The organism is Hymenobacter tenuis (assembly GCF_054780495.1).
This window is the reverse complement of record NZ_BAAGWF010000004.1, coordinates 703,270-722,047: the sequence shown is the minus strand read 5'-3', so window position 1 is coordinate 722,047 and position 18,778 is coordinate 703,270. Positions and strand designations below refer to the sequence as shown.

Annotated in this window: 13 protein-coding genes; 6 read left to right on the top strand and 7 right to left on the bottom strand. The window is 54.7% G+C overall.

The window, feature by feature from the left end; genetic code table 11:
• The first annotated feature begins 47 nt into the window (after nt 1-47).
• The 3 genes from ACYVGU_RS16600 (at nt 48) to ACYVGU_RS16590 (ending at nt 4,772) form a co-directional block, all read left to right on the top strand.
• Nucleotides 48-1,427 carry an Nramp family divalent metal transporter gene (locus tag ACYVGU_RS16600; protein ID WP_460613752.1) on the top strand — a complete coding sequence of 460 codons (1,380 nt, stop codon included), beginning with the start codon at nt 48-50 and terminating at the stop codon, nt 1,425-1,427.
• A 115-nt stretch (nt 1,428-1,542) separates the two neighbouring features.
• Nucleotides 1,543-3,810, top strand: a complete 2,268-nt coding sequence (locus ACYVGU_RS16595; protein ID WP_460622980.1) for a TonB-dependent receptor — start codon at nt 1,543-1,545, stop codon at nt 3,808-3,810.
• Nucleotides 3,811-3,911: 101 nt separating this feature from the next.
• On the top strand, nt 3,912-4,772 hold the full coding sequence (locus ACYVGU_RS16590) for a transporter (protein WP_460622979.1): 861 nt from the start codon (nt 3,912-3,914) through the stop codon (nt 4,770-4,772).
• Between the two features lie 90 nt (nt 4,773-4,862).
• Here ACYVGU_RS16590 and ACYVGU_RS16585 read toward each other — a convergent pair whose 3' ends face one another.
• The 3 genes from ACYVGU_RS16585 to ACYVGU_RS16575 all read right to left on the bottom strand — a co-directional run bounded on the left by ACYVGU_RS16585 (nt 4,863) and on the right by ACYVGU_RS16575 (nt 8,588).
• Nucleotides 4,863-5,237 carry a hypothetical protein gene (locus ACYVGU_RS16585; protein WP_460622978.1) on the bottom strand — a complete coding sequence of 125 codons (375 nt, stop codon included), beginning with the start codon at nt 5,235-5,237 and terminating at the stop codon, nt 4,863-4,865.
• A gap of 100 nt (nt 5,238-5,337) precedes the next feature.
• On the bottom strand, nt 5,338-5,727 hold the full coding sequence (locus tag ACYVGU_RS16580) for an SPW repeat domain-containing protein (protein ID WP_460622977.1): 390 nt from the start codon (nt 5,725-5,727) through the stop codon (nt 5,338-5,340).
• A gap of 251 nt (nt 5,728-5,978) precedes the next feature.
• Nucleotides 5,979-8,588, bottom strand: a complete 2,610-nt coding sequence (locus ACYVGU_RS16575; protein ID WP_460622976.1) for a lamin tail domain-containing protein — start codon at nt 8,586-8,588, stop codon at nt 5,979-5,981.
• Nucleotides 8,589-8,759: 171 nt separating this feature from the next.
• Here ACYVGU_RS16575 and ACYVGU_RS16570 point away from each other — a divergent pair, with 171 nt between their 5' ends.
• Together ACYVGU_RS16570 and ACYVGU_RS16565 are read left to right on the top strand one after the other, a co-directional pair.
• Nucleotides 8,760-9,755: an aspartate-semialdehyde dehydrogenase gene (locus tag ACYVGU_RS16570; RefSeq protein ID WP_460622975.1), complete on the top strand. Its 996-nt coding sequence runs from the start codon at nt 8,760-8,762 to the stop codon at nt 9,753-9,755.
• Between the two features lie 163 nt (nt 9,756-9,918).
• On the top strand, nt 9,919-11,058 hold the full coding sequence (locus ACYVGU_RS16565; RefSeq protein WP_460622974.1) for a TonB family protein: 1,140 nt from the start codon (nt 9,919-9,921) through the stop codon (nt 11,056-11,058).
• 304 nt (nt 11,059-11,362) lie between these two features.
• Here ACYVGU_RS16565 and ACYVGU_RS16560 read toward each other — a convergent pair whose 3' ends face one another.
• From ACYVGU_RS16560 to dxs, 4 genes are all read right to left on the bottom strand, one after another.
• Nucleotides 11,363-11,962, bottom strand: a complete 600-nt coding sequence (locus ACYVGU_RS16560; protein ID WP_460622973.1) for a T9SS type A sorting domain-containing protein — start codon at nt 11,960-11,962, stop codon at nt 11,363-11,365.
• A gap of 1,452 nt (nt 11,963-13,414) precedes the next feature.
• Nucleotides 13,415-14,176 (bottom strand): alpha/beta fold hydrolase, encoded by a 762-nt coding sequence (locus tag ACYVGU_RS16555; RefSeq protein WP_460622972.1) that lies wholly within the window; start codon nt 14,174-14,176, stop codon nt 13,415-13,417.
• Between the two features lie 146 nt (nt 14,177-14,322).
• Nucleotides 14,323-14,871, bottom strand: a complete 549-nt coding sequence (locus ACYVGU_RS16550; RefSeq protein WP_460622971.1) for a YceI family protein — start codon at nt 14,869-14,871, stop codon at nt 14,323-14,325.
• A gap of 415 nt (nt 14,872-15,286) precedes the next feature.
• Entirely contained in the window at nt 15,287-17,230 is a 1,944-nt protein-coding gene (gene dxs / locus ACYVGU_RS16545) for a 1-deoxy-D-xylulose-5-phosphate synthase (RefSeq protein WP_460622970.1), read from the bottom strand.
• A gap of 264 nt (nt 17,231-17,494) precedes the next feature.
• On the opposite strand from dxs, the gene ACYVGU_RS16540 reads away from it, so the two are divergent.
• Nucleotides 17,495-18,580: a lysylphosphatidylglycerol synthase transmembrane domain-containing protein gene (locus ACYVGU_RS16540; protein WP_460622969.1), complete on the top strand. Its 1,086-nt coding sequence runs from the start codon at nt 17,495-17,497 to the stop codon at nt 18,578-18,580.
• Nucleotides 18,581-18,778 lie beyond the last annotated feature (198 nt).

Sequence of the window (18,778 nt, the reverse complement as noted above, 5' to 3'; positions counted from 1 at the left end):
TAAGTACCAGCCACTTTGGACCTTTGCCGGACCTAGTAGATAGCTTTATGCCTTCAACCCTACAAACGCCTCCCGATACAACTCCACCTAGCATCACTCCGCCGCCCGAATCAGGCTGGCGGCATGCCCGTAATGCGCCTTCGTTGCAGGAAGTGTATGCCTCTATTCGGGTGCCCGGCCAAGATGCCTCGTTCTGGCGGAAGCTGCTGGCCTTCTGGGGGCCGGGCCTGATGGTGGCAGTAGGCTACATGGACCCCGGAAACTGGGCCACCGACATCGCCGGCGGCTCGCGCTACGGGTATACGTTGCTTTCCGTCATTCTGATTTCCAACTTGTTTGCCATGCTGCTGCAGCACTTGGCCGCCAAGCTGGGCATTGTAACGGGCCGCGACCTAGCCCAGGCCTGCCGCGACCATTTTTCGAAGCCCGTTTCGATGGTGCTGTGGTTTCTGTGCGAGGTAGCCATTGCCGCCTGCGACCTGGCCGAGGTTATCGGCTCGGCCATTGCCCTGAACCTGCTGTTTGGGTTGCCGCTGCCCTGGGGGGTAGTACTTACCATCTTGGATGTGATGGTAGTGCTGCTGTTTCAGAATAAAGGATTCCGGGTACTGGAAAGCATTGTGGCCGGCCTGATTGTACTGATTTTCGGCTGCTTCGTGTATGAAATCATCGTCTCGAACCCTGACTATTTTGGGATTTTGGCCGGGTTGGTGCCGCGGCCGGAGGTAGTCACCACGCCGGGCATGCTTTACATTGCCATTGGTATTTTGGGTGCTACCGTCATGCCCCACAACCTGTACCTGCACTCCAGCATTGTGCAGACGCGGGCCATTGAGCAAACCGAGCCCGGTAAGCGCATGGCCATCAAGTTTGCAACCATCGACAGTACCCTGGCCCTGTTTCTGGCGTTCTTCGTGAATGCCGCCATTCTGGTAACTGCTGCCGCTGCCTTCCACAAAAACGGCCGCCACGATGTAGCTGACATCAACCAGGCCCATGAGCTGCTTGCCCCGGTACTAGGTGCCGGCGCAGCCTCAGCCGTGTTTGCTGTGGCGCTGCTGGCATCTGGCCAGAACTCCACGCTCACGGGTACGCTGGCCGGCCAGATTGTGATGGAAGGTTTCCTGAACCTGCGCCTGCGGCCCTGGCTGCGCCGTCTGATTACGCGCGGCATTGCTGTAGTACCGGCCCTCATTGTAACGCTGTTGTATGGCGAGAAAGGTACCGGGGAGCTGCTGGTACTTAGTCAGGTCATCTTGTCGTTTCAGCTCAGCTTCGCGGTAGTGCCGCTGGTTATGTTCACGGGGAGCAAAGCCAAAATGGGTGTGTTCGTGAACAAGCCCTGGGTACAGTGGCTGGCGTGGGTAGTTTCGGCTATCATCATTGTTCTGAACGTGTACCTGCTCTGGGAAACCTTCTTTGGGTAAGCGGTTTGCGCTGCAAACTGCCCTAGTACTTCACTTGAAAAAAGCGCACCATCTGCGCTTTTTTCGGGCTCACAGGTTTAGACTCATCTAAATATTATTAGCAGCCTTTCCTAATATGAAACAACTCTGCATTTGGATTCTCTTCTGGATAAGCAGCTTTACGGCCGCGGCGCAGTCGCTCGGAACGGTGCGGGGAGTCGTGCGCTCCGAGGGCAAAGAGGTGCCGTTTGCCAGCATCGGGCTGAAAGGCACTACGCTGGGCACCACGGCCAATGAGCACGGCAGCTTTGTACTGGAAAAAGTGCCAGCCGGCAACCACCGCTTGGTGGGCAGCGCCGTGGGGCTGCTACCTACGGAGCGCAACGTAACCGTATCGGCGGGGCAAACCACTACCCTCAACCTCAGCCTAAACCCCGGTGCCAATGCTTTAGGCGACGTAGTGGTAAGCGGCACGCTGAATGAGGTGATCCGCAGCGAGTCGCCGGTAGCGGTGGAGCTGTATTCGCCGAAACTGTTCCGGAAAAACCCCGCAGTGTGTTTGTTTGAGAACCTAGCGATGATAAACGGGGTACGGCCCCAGCTCAACTGCAACGTATGCGGCACCGGCGACATCCATATCAACGGGCTGGAAGGGCCCTACACGATGGTGCTCATTGATGGCATGCCGCTGGTAAGCTCCCTGAGCACAGTGTATGGCCTGAGTGGCATCCCGAGCAGCCTTATTGAACGAGTAGAGGTAGTGAAAGGTCCGGCCTCCACGCTGTATGGTTCCGAAGCAGTGGGCGGCCTGATCAACGTCATTACCAAAAACCCAGCGAAAGCACCGCGCTTTTCCGCCGACCTGTTTGGCACCTCGCACCGCGACGTGAACCTAGACCTGGGGGTAGCGCGAAAAGTCGGAACAGCCTCTACCCTGCTCAGCACTAGCCTCTACCACTACAACCAGCGCCGCGACGTGAACGACGACGGCTTCACGGATGTGCCCATTCAGAAGCGCGTCTCAGTGTTCAACAAATGGACCTGGGCGCGGCCCGAGCAGCGTGTGGCCAACGTAGCCGGCCGCTATTATTATGAAGACCGTTTCGGAGGCCAGCTCAACTGGAGCCCGGAGCACCGCGGCCTTGATAGCGTGTATGGGGAAAGCGTGTACACCAGCCGCTACGAGCTGCTGGGCCAATACCAACTGCCGGTGCGTGGCCAGAAACTGATGCTGAGCGGCACTTTCAATCAGCACCACCAGAACTCGGCCTACGGCACTACTTTGTACCGAGCCTTGCAGCGTGTAGGGTTCGGGCAACTGACGTGGGCCAAGGAGCTCAGCATTCGGCACAACCTGCTGGCCGGCGCTACCTACCGCACCACTTGGTACGACGACAACACGCCCGCTACGGCTACTACCTCCCAAGATGCGCCCCGCAATGCTCCCGATTTGATACAGCTGCCCGGTGCTTTCGTGCAGGATGAGTGGCGCCTTACACCAGATGCCACCCTACTGGCCGGCCTACGCTACGACTACAACTCTAGCCACGGTAGCATCCTGAGTCCGCGCCTGAACTACAAGTGGGGCCTACCCGATGGCAGCCGCGTGTGGCGGGTAGGGTTGGGCAACGGCTATAGGGTAGTGAACTTGTTCACGGAAGACCACGCTGCTCTCACAGGAGCCCGGCAGGTAGTAGTGCCTGAGGCCCTGAAGCCGGAGCGCAGCTGGAACGTGAACATCAACTATAACCGCTTTTTCCAGCTCCCAAGCGGTGGTACGCTCACCCTCGATGGCAGCGTGTTCTACACCTACTTCACCAACAAAATCAGCCCCGACTACGACACCGACCCCAACCAGATTGTGTACCGTAACCTGAACGGGTATGCCGTGAGCCGGGGGTTCACGCTCAATACTGACCTAGTGTTTAGCCGGCCCCTTAAGCTGATGGTGGGCGTAACTGTGTTGGATGTGTTCCGGAAAGAGCGCCCACAGGAAGACGGTCCAACCCAGCGGCTGGCACAGTTTCACTCGCCACCCTTCTCGGGTACCTGGGCCGTGAGTTACGCCCTGGAGCGCCTAGGCCTCAGCCTCGACTATACCGGCCAGGTGAGCAGCCCCATGGCCCTGCCCGTTTTCCCGAATGATTTCCGCCCCAGCCGCTCGCCGTGGTTTGCCCTGCAGAACGTGCAGGCAACCCGCAAGCTGAAGGAAGGGCTAGAGCTGTACGGGGGCCTGAAAAACATCTTCAACTTTCTGCCCCGCCATGCTTTGCTGCGCCCCTTCGATCCGTTTGACAAAAATGTGGGGGTAGATAACCCCCAGGGCTACACCTTCGATACCAGCTACAACTTCGCGCCGTTGCAGGGTCGGCGGCTGTTTTTGGGCGTGCGCTACGCATTATGAACTGCATGACAAGAAGTTGTTTTTTCTAGGCTCAGCCTTAGCACCTATTGCCTGCTAGCATGCGTATGAGGGGCACCGCACTCTTTTCTCCCCTCACTCCTATGTCTGTTTTACGTTACGTGGCTCTGATGAGCCTCCTGGCTTCGGGGCCTGTGGCCCTAGCCCAGGAAAAACCCAAAACCTGTCCCTACGACTCCGCCCATTTCAATCTGTTCAAGCCCGTACCGCGCAACCAGCTGCGCCCCCTGCGGCCCGACCGCCCCGGCGTAACAGAAAGCCCGTTTACCGTTGATGCTGGCCACTTTCAGCTAGAAACCGATGCGCTGCGCCTCATTAACACCCGCGAGGGCGAGTCAAGAAGCCGGGAGTGGAAAGCGGCCTACACTACCCTGAAACTGGGCCTAAGCCGCCGAACTGATGTGCAGCTGGAAGTGCCGCTGTATAAAGTTGCGAAAGAGCGGGAAACGGAAGGCGCTGACTGGCAGCGCGAGGCCGGCTTCGGCGACGTGGCCCTGCGCCTAAAGCACAACTTCATTGGCGATGACCAGGATGGCCCGATTGCCATAGCCATAGTGGCCTATACGCGCCTGCCAACTGGTGGCAAAGCCGGAAGCGGGGCCATGGAAGGTGGCCTGATTTTGCCCGTGAACATCGAGCTACCTCACAAGTATAACCTAGACCTCCAGATTGAATCGGACCTGAACTACGACCGGGAACAGGGCAAGCATTACGTCCGGATGATGCCCTCCGTCGCGTTGGATCATGAGTTCAGCGACGTATTCAGCTTTCTGGTAGAAGGCGTTACGCAATGGGATGCCCAAAGCCGCAACTGGCGCTCTTCCCTGAACTTCGCTCCCATCTTCAGCCTAAACGAAAACCTGCAGGTTGACCTAGGCGCTCATTTGGCCCTAAACCGAGAATCAGACCGCGAGTTTTTCATCGGCTTCACGTACCGACGCTAGCCACTTTACTACCCCCTATAGTACACCAAAGCGCCCGGCATTCCTTGCGGAGTTCCGGGCGCTTTGCGTTGCCAATGGCAGAGCTATGAATTAGCCTTGGTCGGTCATCATGCTACGCGTACGGCCTTTCCAGTCGGTGATAAACCAAGTTACGACCGAAACCGCCCCTAGCGCCCACGACAGATTTCGCTCGGCGCTACCTGCCTCAAAATGGAACAGAAAGGGCGCAGCCAGCAACGCCAGGCCCGTGAGCAAATCGAGCATTCCATGTACCGGAAACGGAATCAGCTTGAATAACCCAAGCCGGAAATCAGTGAGCAACGTGATAAGCAAATAGCCTCCGGCCAGCACGAAACAAGCCGTATCAACGGCCGGCTCCAAGTCGAACATGATGGGGGCCATGGTCAGCACCGTGATAAAGGCGATATCTACAAAGCCGTGGGCCGTCGATGAGAGGATCTTCATATTGGAAAAGAGTATGGGTGAAGTAAACGTGTAGCTGTCTCGCTAAAAGAGCCCGACAGCAGAGACTATCGAGCTCTTTTCAGATGAAATACCGGCCAGCTTAGTGCTGGGGCATCATGTTGTTGTGCGTGTGGGTATGCGTATCGGCGCGCCAGTCAGTGAGCATCCAAGCACCCAGGAACACCACGCCCATGATCATAAAGAAGTTACGCGCGACCGTGTTATCATCGTGAAAACCGAAGATGAAGGGAGCTGCCAACAGCGCCAGACCACTTATCAGCTCTAAGCCACCGTGTATTGGAAACGGAATCATACGAATTACGCCCATTGGAAAATCGGTCATGAGCGTAATCAGCAAGTAGCCAGCTGCCAGCACATAGCACGCCGTGGCATAAGGACCAGCGAAGTGGAAGAGCGTGGGAGCCAAAGCGAAAATGGCAATGGTACCGTAGTCGAGCATGCCGTGCATGCGAGGTGATATAACTTTCATAGCTAGGAGTTTTAGAAGGACAACTGCCTTTTTTACGCCCCTCTTTTTCAAAGGATATTGTTGAGGTGCAACATTTTACATAATCTTTCCTCGGCTTTTTACTGCCGAGCAGCTCCCGTTAACGGCTTGAAACACGGTGCAGGAATGCTCAGCTCAATCGGGCAGAAGAGGTGTAATCAGCTAGCAATTAAGCACGGAAGGTGGCGGCAAAAAGGTATCGGCGCAACGCTTGCCGAAGTATGTATGCTGGTTCAGATGCGTGCTCCTACCACTACGGTTTTGTGGTACTCCTGCTTGCGGCCTCCGTTGGGTTGAAATAGCTCTACCAATAGCACGTAGTAGCCTACAGCGGCTTTACGGCCTTGGTCGGTGAGGCCATCCCACTGCCAGAAGCCTTTGGTAGGCAGCGTTTCGTTGCGAACTAACCGGCGGGCCAGGCGGCCTTGCGCATCATAAACCGTGACGGAGCCTAGGTAGCCGGGAGCGTCTAACTGGTAGCTGAGAGTAGTGAAGTCCTGTTGGCCGTCGTCATCGGGTGTGAACAGCTCGGGCGCTACCGTGAGGAAGCCAGCGCCGGCGGGGTCAGGCTGCTGTTGCGAGTTGGCGCGGCCGGGCGTGGCATAACCCACGGTGCTAGCTGCCGAATGAAAGTTGACCGGCTCACTGGGGCCCTCCGCCCGAATACGCTCCAACGACACGCCGTTTACATCGTCCAAGAGCTTCAGGTGGTGCTTTTCAGAGTAGGCGTAGCGGTCGAGTTGGCGGCCCTGGGCGTCCGTAAGGAGCACAACACCGGCATCATCGGGAAAGGTAGGTAGCGCTGGCAGCTTTAGCAGGTTAGCGGGGGTAGTACTGGTGGGGTAATGACGCTCCAGCACCTCGGGCTGTGTGGTAAGAGCTAGCAGCCCGCCGGGCGCCAGCAGCACTGGCTCAGCGCTAATCGGTTCGGTGCGCACAGAGCCATCGGGGGTTTGGCTGGCCAGCTGCCACCCCTGCACATCTAGGTAGTTACCGGAGCGGTTCAGCAGCTCCACAAAATCAACTCCGCCTACCCGCGGGTTGAAGAGGACTTCATTAATAACTACGTCGCCGGCCGCTACCGGAGCCGGCACAGCAAAGCGGGTGGAGGAAATGGGGCCGCTGGCATTGCCTACGCAGTCGGTAGCACGTTGCACCGTGATGGTTACAGGCTGATTAACACCTAGCGGCGCGGCCAGCGTAAGTTCTACCTGCCGGAAATCGGGGCCAAGGGGCACGGCCTTCAGGATGGCAGTGGCCGGCGTAAGCGTATAGTGCGCTATAGTAGATGCCGCAGCACTATCCAGCTTCTCGCCAAAATAGAGCCGCACTAGGGTAGGTTGCAGAGCGAGGGCTCGCAGCAAAACAGGGGCCGTGCGGTCGGGGTTAGTGGTACGCACGGAGTTGGCCCGGCCGGGCGTACCGCCGCTAGGGTCGGTGCTGGCCCGCCAATTGTCGGCACCTGCGCACGGGTTGGTTTCGTCCAGCATTTCCAGCGTCCAGCCGCCGTCTTTCTTACGTGCGTCGCGGTACCAGGTATCGGCATAGCTGACTTCAAACAGGGTGCGGCCGTCTTTGTCTCGTAGCATCAGCTGGTCGGCGGCATTGCTGAGGCTCGGAAAGTTTGCTAAGCCGAACACCTTGCCGTAGGCCGCGAACTGCGCCGCGCGGGTACTGCCACACACTACTGCATACTCGCCGGGCAGTAGCACCGCACCGACCGGAAATACCGCCGGATTTCCGTTGCTACCTGGTTTCAGTAGGCGTACACCCGCCAAATTGAGCACTGCCGTACCTGATGGGTTGTGAATCTCCACAAACTCAGAAGCCGGTAACCCAACGGTGGGCAGTTCATCGGCGAGAATTTCTGTGATAAGCAACTGATTAAGACCAGGTGCCACGGCAAACCCCACATTCTGAAACGTGGCAGAAAGCGCCCCGGCAGCCACATTGCCATACAGGTCGGTTATGTTACGCGCTTCCAGCCTGAGGGAGCCTAGTGGCAAATCAGAGGACAAAGAAAGATGCACCAACGTGGGGTCCGTGGCATCTAGCTGGGCGGCTGTCACACTAGGTGCATTCGGGGCCACAACCTGGTAATTAGCTGCCTGCTGCAACGAGACTACAGCTTCATTAAAGACCACATCTAGCTGGCGGGCGCTTTTCACATTCGCCTGCACTAACACGGGAGCCGTGGCGTCTCGCACCTGTATATCATCAAAGAAAAAGGCGTTGCTGTTGGTGGCTGAGTACGTTACAAACACACCAAAATAGGCACTGCGCTGGTAGGTGGCATCGGTAGCGGTGCCCTCCTGCGCAAAAGCAGTACCACCGGTGAGGTCACGCTCCAGGGTCCAGAGGTTGTCTACGGAGCGTGTCACGCGTACCCGCACTAGGTTGTTGGTAGAGCGCAGAGTAGCATCCTGGCCATTGATAACATACACAGGGCTGCCAGTGGCATCTTTCCGAAACAGTGCTACCTCATCGGGAGTACCACCCAGGCGCACGAAGTAGCCTTTGGTGCCGCTGGCACCTAGTGTAGGCTGGTCGGCCATCAGCCATACATCGGCGTAGTTGCCGCCACTGGTTGCTAGCTTGAGGTTTGCCCAAAATTCCCAGCTAGTGCCGATAGTAGCAGTGCAGGGTGTAACTAGGTGCAGCGTACTGCCCGTAACGGCGGGGCCTTTGATTTGGAGCTGCAGCGCCGCGTTTACCTGAAAGCCGGCAGTATCGCCCGTCCAGGTTGGTTGCTGCGTGAAGTCGCCATCTGAGAAGGTATCGGTCAGCTGGGCCGCAGCGGGCATAGCCCAGAGCCAAAGTGCTAAAAGCAGCAGGTTTTTCACGCAGGTTAGAGCTTAGTCAACACATAGAGTACTGTTTGTATAAAACAGAGTTACTACAGTTGAGCATGCACCAGTACCACTGCTGAGCTATAACTTTTCCACTATAGCGCCTAAGTGAAATATAACCACCATTCCTAATGTACCTTTGCTTCCGACAAACCCTTACACCCCATGAAAGTAGCCGTAGTAGGTGCCACCGGCCTGGTCGGAGGCGAAATGTTGAAAGTATTGGCCGAGCGTAACTTCCCGGTAACCGAGCTATTGCCCGTTGCCTCCGCGAAATCGGTGGGGCAGGAAATCGAGTTCAAGGGTAAAAAGTACAAAGTGGTAAGCATGGACGACGCCATTGCGGCGCGGCCGGCGGTAGCCATTTTCTCGGCGGGCGGCTCTATCTCCAAGGAAGAGGCCCCACGCTTTGCCGAAGTGGGCACCGTAGTAATCGATAACTCCTCGGCTTGGCGCATGGACCCCACCAAAAAGCTGGTGGTGCCCGAAATCAATGCCAAAGAGCTGACCGCCGAAGACAAGATTATTGCCAACCCCAACTGCTCCACCATTCAGATGGTAGTGGCCCTGAACAAGCTGCACGAAGCTTATCAGGTGCAGCGCATTGTGGTCAGCACCTACCAGAGCGTAACGGGCACCGGCAAAAAGGCCGTCGATCAGCTGCTGGAAGAGCGCGCCGGCCAGGAGCCTAGCAACCCCGCCTACCCCCACCGCATCGACCTGAACGTGCTGCCCCACATTGATGTGTTTGAGGACAACGGCTACACCAAGGAGGAAATGAAGATGGTAAAGGAAACCAAGAAAATCTTCGGCGACGACTCCATCCGCGTAACCGCTACCACCGTGCGTATCCCCGTAATGGGTGGCCACTCCGAAGCCGTGAATGTGGAGTTTGCCCGCGAATTCGACCTAGCCGAGGTGCGCGAATTGCTGCGCCAGACGGAAGGGGTTGAGCTGGTAGATGACGTGAAAAATAACATCTACCCCATGCCTAAAGATGCACACGGTAAAGATGCTGTACTCGTCGGCCGCTTGCGCCGCGACGAAACCCAGCCCCGCACCCTCAATATGTGGGTAGTAGCCGACAACCTGCGCAAAGGAGCCGCCACCAATGCCGTCCAGATTGCTGAGAAGATGCTCGAAATGGGCCTGCTGAAGTAGGTTTCACATAGTCAGCGACCTAGTAAAAAGCCCCTACCGGAAACACTAGCTGTTTCGGTAGGGGCTTTCTCTGTAAAGTTTGCTGGTCTCACCGGCTCCACAGCTCTCCAGGCCTGTATCTTGCGGATCTATCTTATAAGCAGCATCTATCCTTCCCAGGTGTATGAGAACCACTCTACTAGCATTACTTATTATCGGAAGCGGCACTTCCAAAGTACTAGCCCAAGCCATAGACACAACTACTGCCGGCACATCAGAGGCGCAGCTCCCATACACGTATGTTGAGCAAATGCCGCTGTTCGGTGAACATGCGGAGGATGCGCTACGCTACGTTGCCTCCCGCATAAAGTATCCGGGCCAAGCCATCATGGAACGCGCTCAGGGTACCGTACTGGTAGGGTTTACGGTACGAGCTGACGGGCGCCTGGATAATATTCGGGTGTTGAGAAGTGCTCATCCGGCCTTAGACAAGGAGGCTTTGCGTGTCGTACAAGAAATGCCAAGCTGGCATCCGGGCAGGCAGACCGGCCGGGCGGTGCCCGTGGCCTTCAGCTTGCCCGTTACATTTCGAATTGCCGGCCCAGCCCGCAAAGGTGCTCCCAACGGTACATTCACAGAGGCTCCCGAAGTTGTATTCAAGAGTGCTCAGTACCAAGGCACTGCGGAGGAGCTTAATGCGAGGCTGTACTTCCCAACGTACCCTACTGAGGCACAGGCCGCAAAGGCAGAAGGCCGCGTAGTGGTGCTTTTTGATATAGATACAACCGGGCAGGTAACGAACGTTAAGGCTATGCAGCCTATTAGTGCTGAAATGCAACGTAAGCTCCATCAACGACCAGTTTTGCATCCGTTGCATCCTAGCTTACCTACTGCTGCCGAAGCTACAGTTAAGACATTAGCCTCATGGCAGCCCAGCACCTTAGACAAAAAGCCGCTGCTTAGCCATAATGTGGCTATCGTAAACTACCAGCTACAGTCCGCCGCCGATACTGTGTATCAGCTTGTAGATAAAATGCCCGAGTACTTCGGAGGCGAAGAAGCATTGGTACGCTTCATAGCCAGCAAAACCAAGTACCCGTCGGCAGCTTGGAAGGAAAAGGCGGAGGGCGAGGTGTTGCTGTACTTTGTTATCAACAAGCTAGGTGAAGTAGAAAACCCAGAGGTATTACAATCTGTACATCCTGCTTTAGATGCAGAAGCCTTGCGCGTGGTCCGTAGTTTACCGGTCTTTATCCCAGCCCAACATCATGGCCGAACCGTACGAGCCAGCTACCTTCTGCCAATGACATTCTCACGCAACTAAATTTAAGTCCTTAGTCCTCAAACACCACCGCTGCAACATTGACTACAACGTAGTGTGTCAGGTCTCGTTCCTCAAAGTAGCTGGGATGGTCCACATCCCTTAGGAGTAGGGCGTGGCATTGGGGTAGTAATGCTAGTTGGGGTAGCAGGCATTTGATGGGAACGCCCCCATCATCTTTACCGGCTAGGAAACGCTGAGCCTCCGCACGATAGTTAGCATGCCTTGAGCATCTGCCTGATAGATAAAAGCAAAAAGCCCCGACCTACTTGGTCGGGGCTTTTTTTACGCTAGAAGACTAGGCGGCCTAGCGGTGGTTAATCTTCACAACCTGCTGCTGGTTGCCCTGACGAATGGTGAGGTAGTACACCCCGGCTGGCCAGCTGGCAGCCTGTGGCAAGGTAAGTTCCTGCTGCCCGGCGGCGGAGTAAGTAGAGGTTTTGGTCAGCAACGTCTGACCCAGTACATCATGCACCGTGAACGTAACGGCACCGGCGCCCAATACGCTGAACTGCACCGTGGCAGAGCCTTCATATGGGTTCGGGAATACGTTAGCACTGAACGTACGACCAGCGTTGGTTACCAACACGGTCCGCACTTCTGAGTTGCTGGATGTACCATCCATATCTACCTGACGCAGGCGGTAGTACACGGTACCCGCGGTAGTGCTAGGCACAGTGTTATCCGAGAACTGGTAGTTGTTCTGCGAAGTAGCCGTACCAGCAGCAGCCTGCTTGTTTACTACATGGAAACTAACACCACCATCTAGGCTGCGCTCTACTTCGAAATAAGCGCTGTTCTTCTCGGAAGCAGTAGCCCAGGTAAGCTTAGTTGCTTTGCCATTCCAAGCTGCTTTGAAGCTAGTGAGTTCTACAGGAAGTGGACGCCCACCGACTGTAATAACCAAGGCTGCGGAGCTAGGGCAATTGCCAATAGCGGTATTTCCAGAAACTGTATACCGAGTTGTACGAGTAGGAATTTCCGTGATTGATGATCCGGTAGTGGTGATTGTTTTAGTAGTATAACCATCGAATGCAACGAAGGTGTAAGCCCCCGCCGTTCCTCCTGCAGCCGTTATGACAACTGGTGTAGGTGCTGGGATACTGTTATCAGCATCATTAGAAGCTATGGTAATGTTATTAGTGTTAACAACAATTTGCTGCACAACGTCTGCCGTACCACACGTAGGAGTATTGGTTGTAATAGAGTAAGTTGAAGAAGTAGTAGGCACTACATCAAAAATACCAGTTGTGTTCTGTTGCAACACAGTAGTGCTACCTGAGCTACGCAAGAAATAGGTTGCATTGGTAGAGCCACCTTGAGCTGTTAACCTTACAGTGGTACCAGGGCAAACAGCACCGGTAATAGCTGCACCGGCAAGGGTCGCGGCTGTAATCCTAAGCGTAGGCGCTAGTGTGAAAGTGAAAGTGTTTGTTTTAGGATTATTGCATCTGATATCACTACGTAATGTGTAAGTAGTGTTAGTAGAGGTAATAGGCAGAGGTAAGTTAAGAGTAGCATCTGTTAATACTATATTTTTGCTTACCCGATTCCCAGTAGTATCTGCAAGAGCTCCCCGATAAAGGATGAAGCGCTGCTCAGACGAAGGTGTAACAGTTAATTGAGACGCAGTGGTGCTTAGTGAAGGGCAGTAAGAAGAGGTAAAAGGTCCTGTTCCGTTGTTGACCGAGATGGTACCAACACCATTTACTGACCCGGTTTCTGTTGAAGGGTATTTGAGAATAAACTGACCTGAGCAGTTATTGGTACCGGTCTGTGCCTGGCTAGTAGTTGCAGAACCAACCACCAACATAAGGCCACTTAACAGTTTGTACAGATTTTTCATTTGTTAACTTTTGTAAAGGCTGAAAGTCTAGCGTGGTTAAACCAGCTAATTTGATTCTGGGTAACTTGATCTAGAGCGATGCCTAGTCCAAGAGAAAAATGTACTGTTTACCAATGAATACTAAACATTCGTCGGTCAAATCAATACGTTGGCTTAACACATGTTGCTCCGCGTATGGTTGTGTCTAATTTTGACAGAGAAGCATGCAATGAGCATCAGCGCTAAAGTCCTTTGCTGTAGCCCTGCTATCCCTCAAAAATAACTCAACCGCGTAAATTTAGAGATTTAACTCGTAGTTTACAGCAACACCCTTAATTTCATACCATTAATTACTGTTCACCTTTGAAGATTTATGACATTTATATAAAATAATTATATTTTATATAAAATTAATACATAATCAGAAATAACATATATAACTTCTTCTAAGAAATATTTGCAGTTTTCTAGTTCAGCTTGTGCGGATACATTGAGATGAGGCCGCTATGTACAGAACAAGAAATTTTATTTCAACTAGTTGGTTTCAAACACGACTGCTGCAAAATGGATAACGGCTTGCCGTGTCAGATCTGCCTCCTCGAAATAGCCGAGGTGGCCCACGTCACTCAGGAGCAGCGCATGGCTTTGGTTTGGCAGCGCCAGTTGGGGTAGCAGGCTTTCGGTGGGAACGGCTACATCATCTTTACCGGCTATAAACAACACTGGAAACCGGGCATCCTTGAGCACCTGGGTGCGGTCGGGGCGGTTTTTCATGGCGTCCAGCGCACCTACTACTGTGGCTTCAGGAGTCGAGCGGCCGATGTCTTCCAGGAATTCGCGCTGCTCCAGCATACACTCGCGGTTGGCGGGCGCAAACAAGGGGCGAATAAACGATTCCATGAACTTCTCTACCCCATGCCGGCGCACGAAGTCTTTATTTTTGTCGCGGTTAGCTTTTTTATCTTCCGTATCGGGAAGGGCAGTGGAATGGAATAGCACTAGTCCGGCTACCATTTCGGGGTAGCGTTCCGCGAAGGCCAGGGCCACGTAACCACCCATGCTGTGGCACACTAGCAGTGCCCGCTCCACATTTTTCTGCCGAAGTTGCTCGGCCACGTAGCGTGCCTGGGCTTCCATGGAGTAGTCCCGGATATCGTGCACGTTGGTGCCGTGGCCCAGTAAGTTCAGCATGAGTAAGCGGTATTGCTCGGGAAATTCGCGGGTAAATTCAGTCCAGACCTCGCGTGATTCGGCAAAGCCGTGCAGGAATAGGATAGTAGGTTGCTGTGATGACATAGGAAAAGGAAGCGCTTTGCTACTGAGCAGCTTTGCAGAAAGAACGGGCACAATTACGCTCTTTTTACTTGTACGCACAGTAAAAGAGCCAGCAACCTATGGGTGCTGGCTCTTTTACTGTAGCACTAGATGACGTTAAGTGCTACTTACGCGGCTACTTCTTCTTTCTGCTTTACTAGCTGCACGCTGGCCGAGAGCTTCACGTCGTCGCCAAGGACGATGGAGCCGGCTTCGGTTACAGCGTGGAAAGTCAGGCCAAACTCTTTGCGGTTGATTTTGCCGCTGATTTCAAAGCCAGCCTTTTCGTTACCGTAGAAATCGGTAGCCACGCCGCCGTATTCTACATCGAGGGTAATCGGCTTGGTCACGTCCTTGATGGTCATGTTGCCAGTCAGCTTGTATTCGTCCTCGCTCTTCTTGGTCAGTGAGGTCGATACAAACGTGATTTGGGGGTAGGTAGCGGCGTCGAAGAAGTCGTTGTTGCGCAAGTGTTCATCGCGCTGCTCCTGATTGGTGTCGATGCTGCTTACGTCCAGCGCGAAGCGAATCTGGGCGTTTTCAAAGCTGTCGTTTTCAGTTACGGCCTGGCCTTCAAACTTTTTGAATGAGCCGGTAACGGTTGAAATTACCAAGTGCTTGATTTTAAACTGCACTTCGGAGTGGGTGGGGTCAATTGCCCAGTTGGTAGTAGCCATGGTAGTATGTTTTGCTGTTGATGACACGGGAAGACTCTGGAGCAGTTGCGCCGCTGAATCCGGAACAAATGTAGAGACATTATTTTAATTGATGTACCTACACGGATAAATTTTTTTTGTTCCCTTGCCTGTGTAGACAGCTAGTAAAAAACGTCCTGTTGTGCCTGTGGCGCATCAAGACTAGGCTAGTAATGCAGCGCAACGATCAAGCCGAGATGCTTCGACTACACTCAGGATGACATTGACCACTATAGCCTCAGCATGCAAGATGCGTCGACAAGCTCAGCATGACGGGTAGAATGCTCACAATCCTATGGTTTCTTATTATTTACACTCCTTCCCTAGGTAGCTAAAAGCACTGAAGCCGAAGCAGCGGTGGCTACTTCGGCTTCAGGGGCAAAAAGTATTTGCTGACTTAGAGCAGTACTGTTTCTTTGGGCTTGTTGGCAACTACGCTGCCGGCCATTTCGCGCAGGGCCTGCGCAATGCCAGTGGCGTCGAAGCCACACTCCTTATAAAGTTCATCCTGCGTGCCGTGCTCTACTACCCTATCTGGGATGCCTAACCGCCGCATGGGCAAGGCATAGCCGTGGTCGGCGAAGAATTCCAGCACAGCGGTGCCGAAGCCACCTTGCACGCAGCCGTCCTCCACCGTGACGATGGCTTTGTACCGGCGGGCAATAGTGTGGAGCATTTCCTCATCCAGCGGCTTGCAGAAGCGCATATCGTAGTGGCCAGGGTTAAGCCCTTCGGCCACAAGCTGCTGGGTAGCCTTCACGGCGTAGTTGCCGATGTGACCAATGCTGAGCACCGCCACGCCTTCGCCCTCACGCACCACGCGGCCCGTGCCAATGGTTAACTTTTTGAGCGGCTTACGCCACTCGGGCATTACACCTTCGCCACGCGGGTAGCGAATGCTAAACGGGCCGGCATTTTCGGGCAGGGTAGCCGTGTACATCAGGTTGCGCAGCTCTTCTTCATCCATAGGGGCCGAAACCACCATATTCGGAATGCAGCGCATATAAGCCAAATCGTAACAGCCGTGGTGGGTGGGGCCGTCGGCACCGGCGAAACCGGCGCGGTCGAGGCAGAACACCACGTGCAGATTCTGCAGGGCTACATCGTGCACTACCTGGTCGTAGGCGCGCTGCATGAATGAGGAGTAAATATTGCAGAAAGGTACCAAGCCCTGTGTGGCCAAACCCGCCGAGAACGTTACGGCGTGTTGCTCGGCAATGCCCACATCGAAAGCGCGGGTAGGCATGGCTTTCATCATGATGTTCAGCGACGAGCCCGAGGGCATAGCCGGCGTCACGCCCATGATTTTATCGTTCTGCTCCGCCAGCTCTACAATAGTCTCGCCGAACACGTCCTGGTACTTGGGCGGCTGGGGCTTATCGTAGGTTTTCTTATGGATTTCGCCCGTTACCTTATCGAAGAGGCCGGGGGCGTGCCATAGCGTCTGGTCCTTTTCGGCCAGGGCATAGCCTTTGCCCTTCACCGTTACGCAATGCAAGATTTTAGGACCGGGAATGCTCTTCAGGTCGTTGAGGATGGTAGCGAGGTGCTGCACATCGTGGCCATCCACGGGGCCGAAGTAGCGGAAGTTTAGGGCTTCAAACAGGTTGCTCTGCTTGAGTAGGGTAGCCTTCATGGCCGACTCCACCTTGCGGGCAATCTGCTGGGGGTTGGGACCAAACTTGCTGAGCTTGCCCAGCACATTCCACAGCTCGTCGCGCACCTTATTATAGGTACGGGAGGTAGTGATGTCGGTGAGGTATTCTTTGAGCGCGCCCACGTTGGGGTCAATGCTCATGCAGTTGTCATTGAGGATAACCAGCAGGTTCGACTTCTCTACGCCGGCGTGGTTCAGGGCCTCGAACGCCATACCGGCCGTCATGGCACCATCACCAATGACGGCAATGTGCTGGCGGTCGAACTCCTTTTTGTAGTCGGAGGCTACGGCCATGCCCAGTGCGGCGCCAATGCTAGTGCTGCTGTGGCCAACGCCAAAGGCGTCATACTCACTTTCGCTGCGCTTCGGAAAGCCCGACATGCCATGATAGCGGCGGTTAGTCGGGAACCGGTCGCGGCGGCCAGTCAGGATTTTGTGGCCGTACGCCTGGTGTCCTACGTCCCAAACCAGCTGATCGTGAGGCGTATTGAACACGTAATGCAGCGCCACCGTCAGCTCTACTACCCCCAGCGAGGCGCCAAAGTGTCCACCGTAAATGGATACGGAATCGATGATGAACTGCCGTAGCTCCTGGCTGACCTGAACCAACTGTTCCGGGCTGAGCTTTTTCAGGTCGTCGGGGGAATTAATTTCCGCCAGCAAGGCACCAGGTTCAACAATCATGTGGCAGGGGGTAGGAAAAGAAAGATAAGTAGCAAAGCAACAGCTAGGTGGCCGAAAGGTTAACCCTTCTTAGGTTCCAGCTGCATACAATTAGACAAAGTTACGGGTTTTCCAGAGGAGCGGATTAATGCCGTACTTATGAAATTGCGGGGTGCCTATATAGAGCGGACTATCACTCTCAATTTTCGTTAACCCTACTTTAATATCCTCCCCTGCCCGAATCCGTACCTTTACCCGCCCCCCACCCGCTCTTATTGCCATCGTATGCCCCAGCTCACGGAAACCCAGAACGAGGATCAGCAACTGTTGGATAAGCTCCGCCCCTCGCGGATTATCCTGCCGGTGCTGATTGGGTTGAGCGTGGTGGGCTTTATGTTATGGCGCAGCTATAAGCCCGGCGACCTGACTCCGCTGGCCAATGCCAAACCCACATGGCTGCTGCTGATGCTGGTGGTGCTTGTAGCCCGCGACGCCGGCTATGTGTACCGCATCCGCTACCTCACCCAAAAAGTATTGAGCTGGCGGGCGGCCCTGGACGTGATTATGCTTTGGGAGTTTTCTTCATGCGTACTACCCTCCGCGGTGGGCGGAACCGCCGTGGCGCCAGTCCTGCTGCACAAAGAAGGTATTCCGCTGGGCAAGTCGGTGGCCTATATCATGGCTACGGCTATGCTCGATAACCTGTATTATGTGCTGGCCGTGCCGCTGGTAGTGCTAATTGGCGGCGACGCACTGTATCCGCACGAGGCGCTGCAGGGTGGGTTGGTGGCTACATTGAGGGTAGGCTTTATTCTGAGCTACGTATTCGTGACGGTGTATGCGCTGCTGATGCTGTACGCTATTTTTATCAATCCGCAGGCCGTGAAGCGGCTGCTGGTGCGCCTGTTTTCCTTGCGCGGGCTGCGACGCTGGCGCAACAAAGCCTATAAAATGGGCAACGAAATGGTGCTGGCCTCGGCGGAGCTGCGCAACAATGGCCGCGCGTATTGGGTGCGGGCATCCGTGAGTACAGCCTTCGTCTGGACGGCGCGCTACCTAGTTATCGGGTGCCTGATTGCGGCGTTTATTGATGTAACGTGGCCGGAGTTCTGGCTGATTTTCGGGCGCAACCTTACGTATAAGGTTATTCTGCTCATTGCCATTACGCCCGGCGGCGCGGGCATTGCCGAAGGCGCCTTCCCCACATTCTTCGGCAAATTCATCGGCACCGCTACCATGACCAACTTCATGGTGCTGATGTACCGGCTGCTGACCTACTACCTCTACTTAATGCTCGGAGCCATCTTCTTGCCTCGCTGGATTACCCGCATTTATGGCAAGCGCAAGGTGGAAGAAGTGATACACTCCTAGTGTAAAAACTGCTTAGAAAGCAGTGCAGGGTGAGTAAGCCAGTTGTTTCATCTATACTAGAACGCATTGCTTCGACAAGCTCAGCAGGACGTTTTTTGGTATAACGGGATGGCTCAACTTTCTACAATCAGCTTCTTAGTTTTCATCGCCTAGCACTCTAAATGCACCTATCGGGCGTATGTAGGCAGGTTTGGGGCT

What these genes read in the sequence shown, in the direction of transcription:
- ACYVGU_RS16550 (WP_460622971.1), bottom strand. Translation starts at nt 14,871, where the DNA reads ATGGCTACTACCAACTGGGCAATTGACCCCACCCACTCCGAAGTGCAG.
- ACYVGU_RS16590 (WP_460622979.1), top strand. Translation starts at nt 3,912, where the DNA reads ATGTCTGTTTTACGTTACGTGGCTCTGATGAGCCTCCTGGCTTCGGGG.
- ACYVGU_RS16585 (WP_460622978.1), bottom strand. Translation starts at nt 5,237, where the DNA reads ATGAAGATCCTCTCATCGACGGCCCACGGCTTTGTAGATATCGCCTTT.
- ACYVGU_RS16540 (WP_460622969.1), top strand. Translation starts at nt 17,495, where the DNA reads ATGCCCCAGCTCACGGAAACCCAGAACGAGGATCAGCAACTGTTGGAT.
- ACYVGU_RS16595 (WP_460622980.1), top strand. Translation starts at nt 1,543, where the DNA reads ATGAAACAACTCTGCATTTGGATTCTCTTCTGGATAAGCAGCTTTACG.
- ACYVGU_RS16580 (WP_460622977.1), bottom strand. Translation starts at nt 5,727, where the DNA reads ATGAAAGTTATATCACCTCGCATGCACGGCATGCTCGACTACGGTACC.
- ACYVGU_RS16570 (WP_460622975.1), top strand. Translation starts at nt 8,760, where the DNA reads ATGAAAGTAGCCGTAGTAGGTGCCACCGGCCTGGTCGGAGGCGAAATG.
- ACYVGU_RS16600 (WP_460613752.1), top strand. Translation starts at nt 48, where the DNA reads ATGCCTTCAACCCTACAAACGCCTCCCGATACAACTCCACCTAGCATC.
- ACYVGU_RS16555 (WP_460622972.1), bottom strand. Translation starts at nt 14,176, where the DNA reads ATGTCATCACAGCAACCTACTATCCTATTCCTGCACGGCTTTGCCGAA.
- dxs (WP_460622970.1), bottom strand. Translation starts at nt 17,230, where the DNA reads ATGATTGTTGAACCTGGTGCCTTGCTGGCGGAAATTAATTCCCCCGAC.
- ACYVGU_RS16565 (WP_460622974.1), top strand. Translation starts at nt 9,919, where the DNA reads ATGAGAACCACTCTACTAGCATTACTTATTATCGGAAGCGGCACTTCC.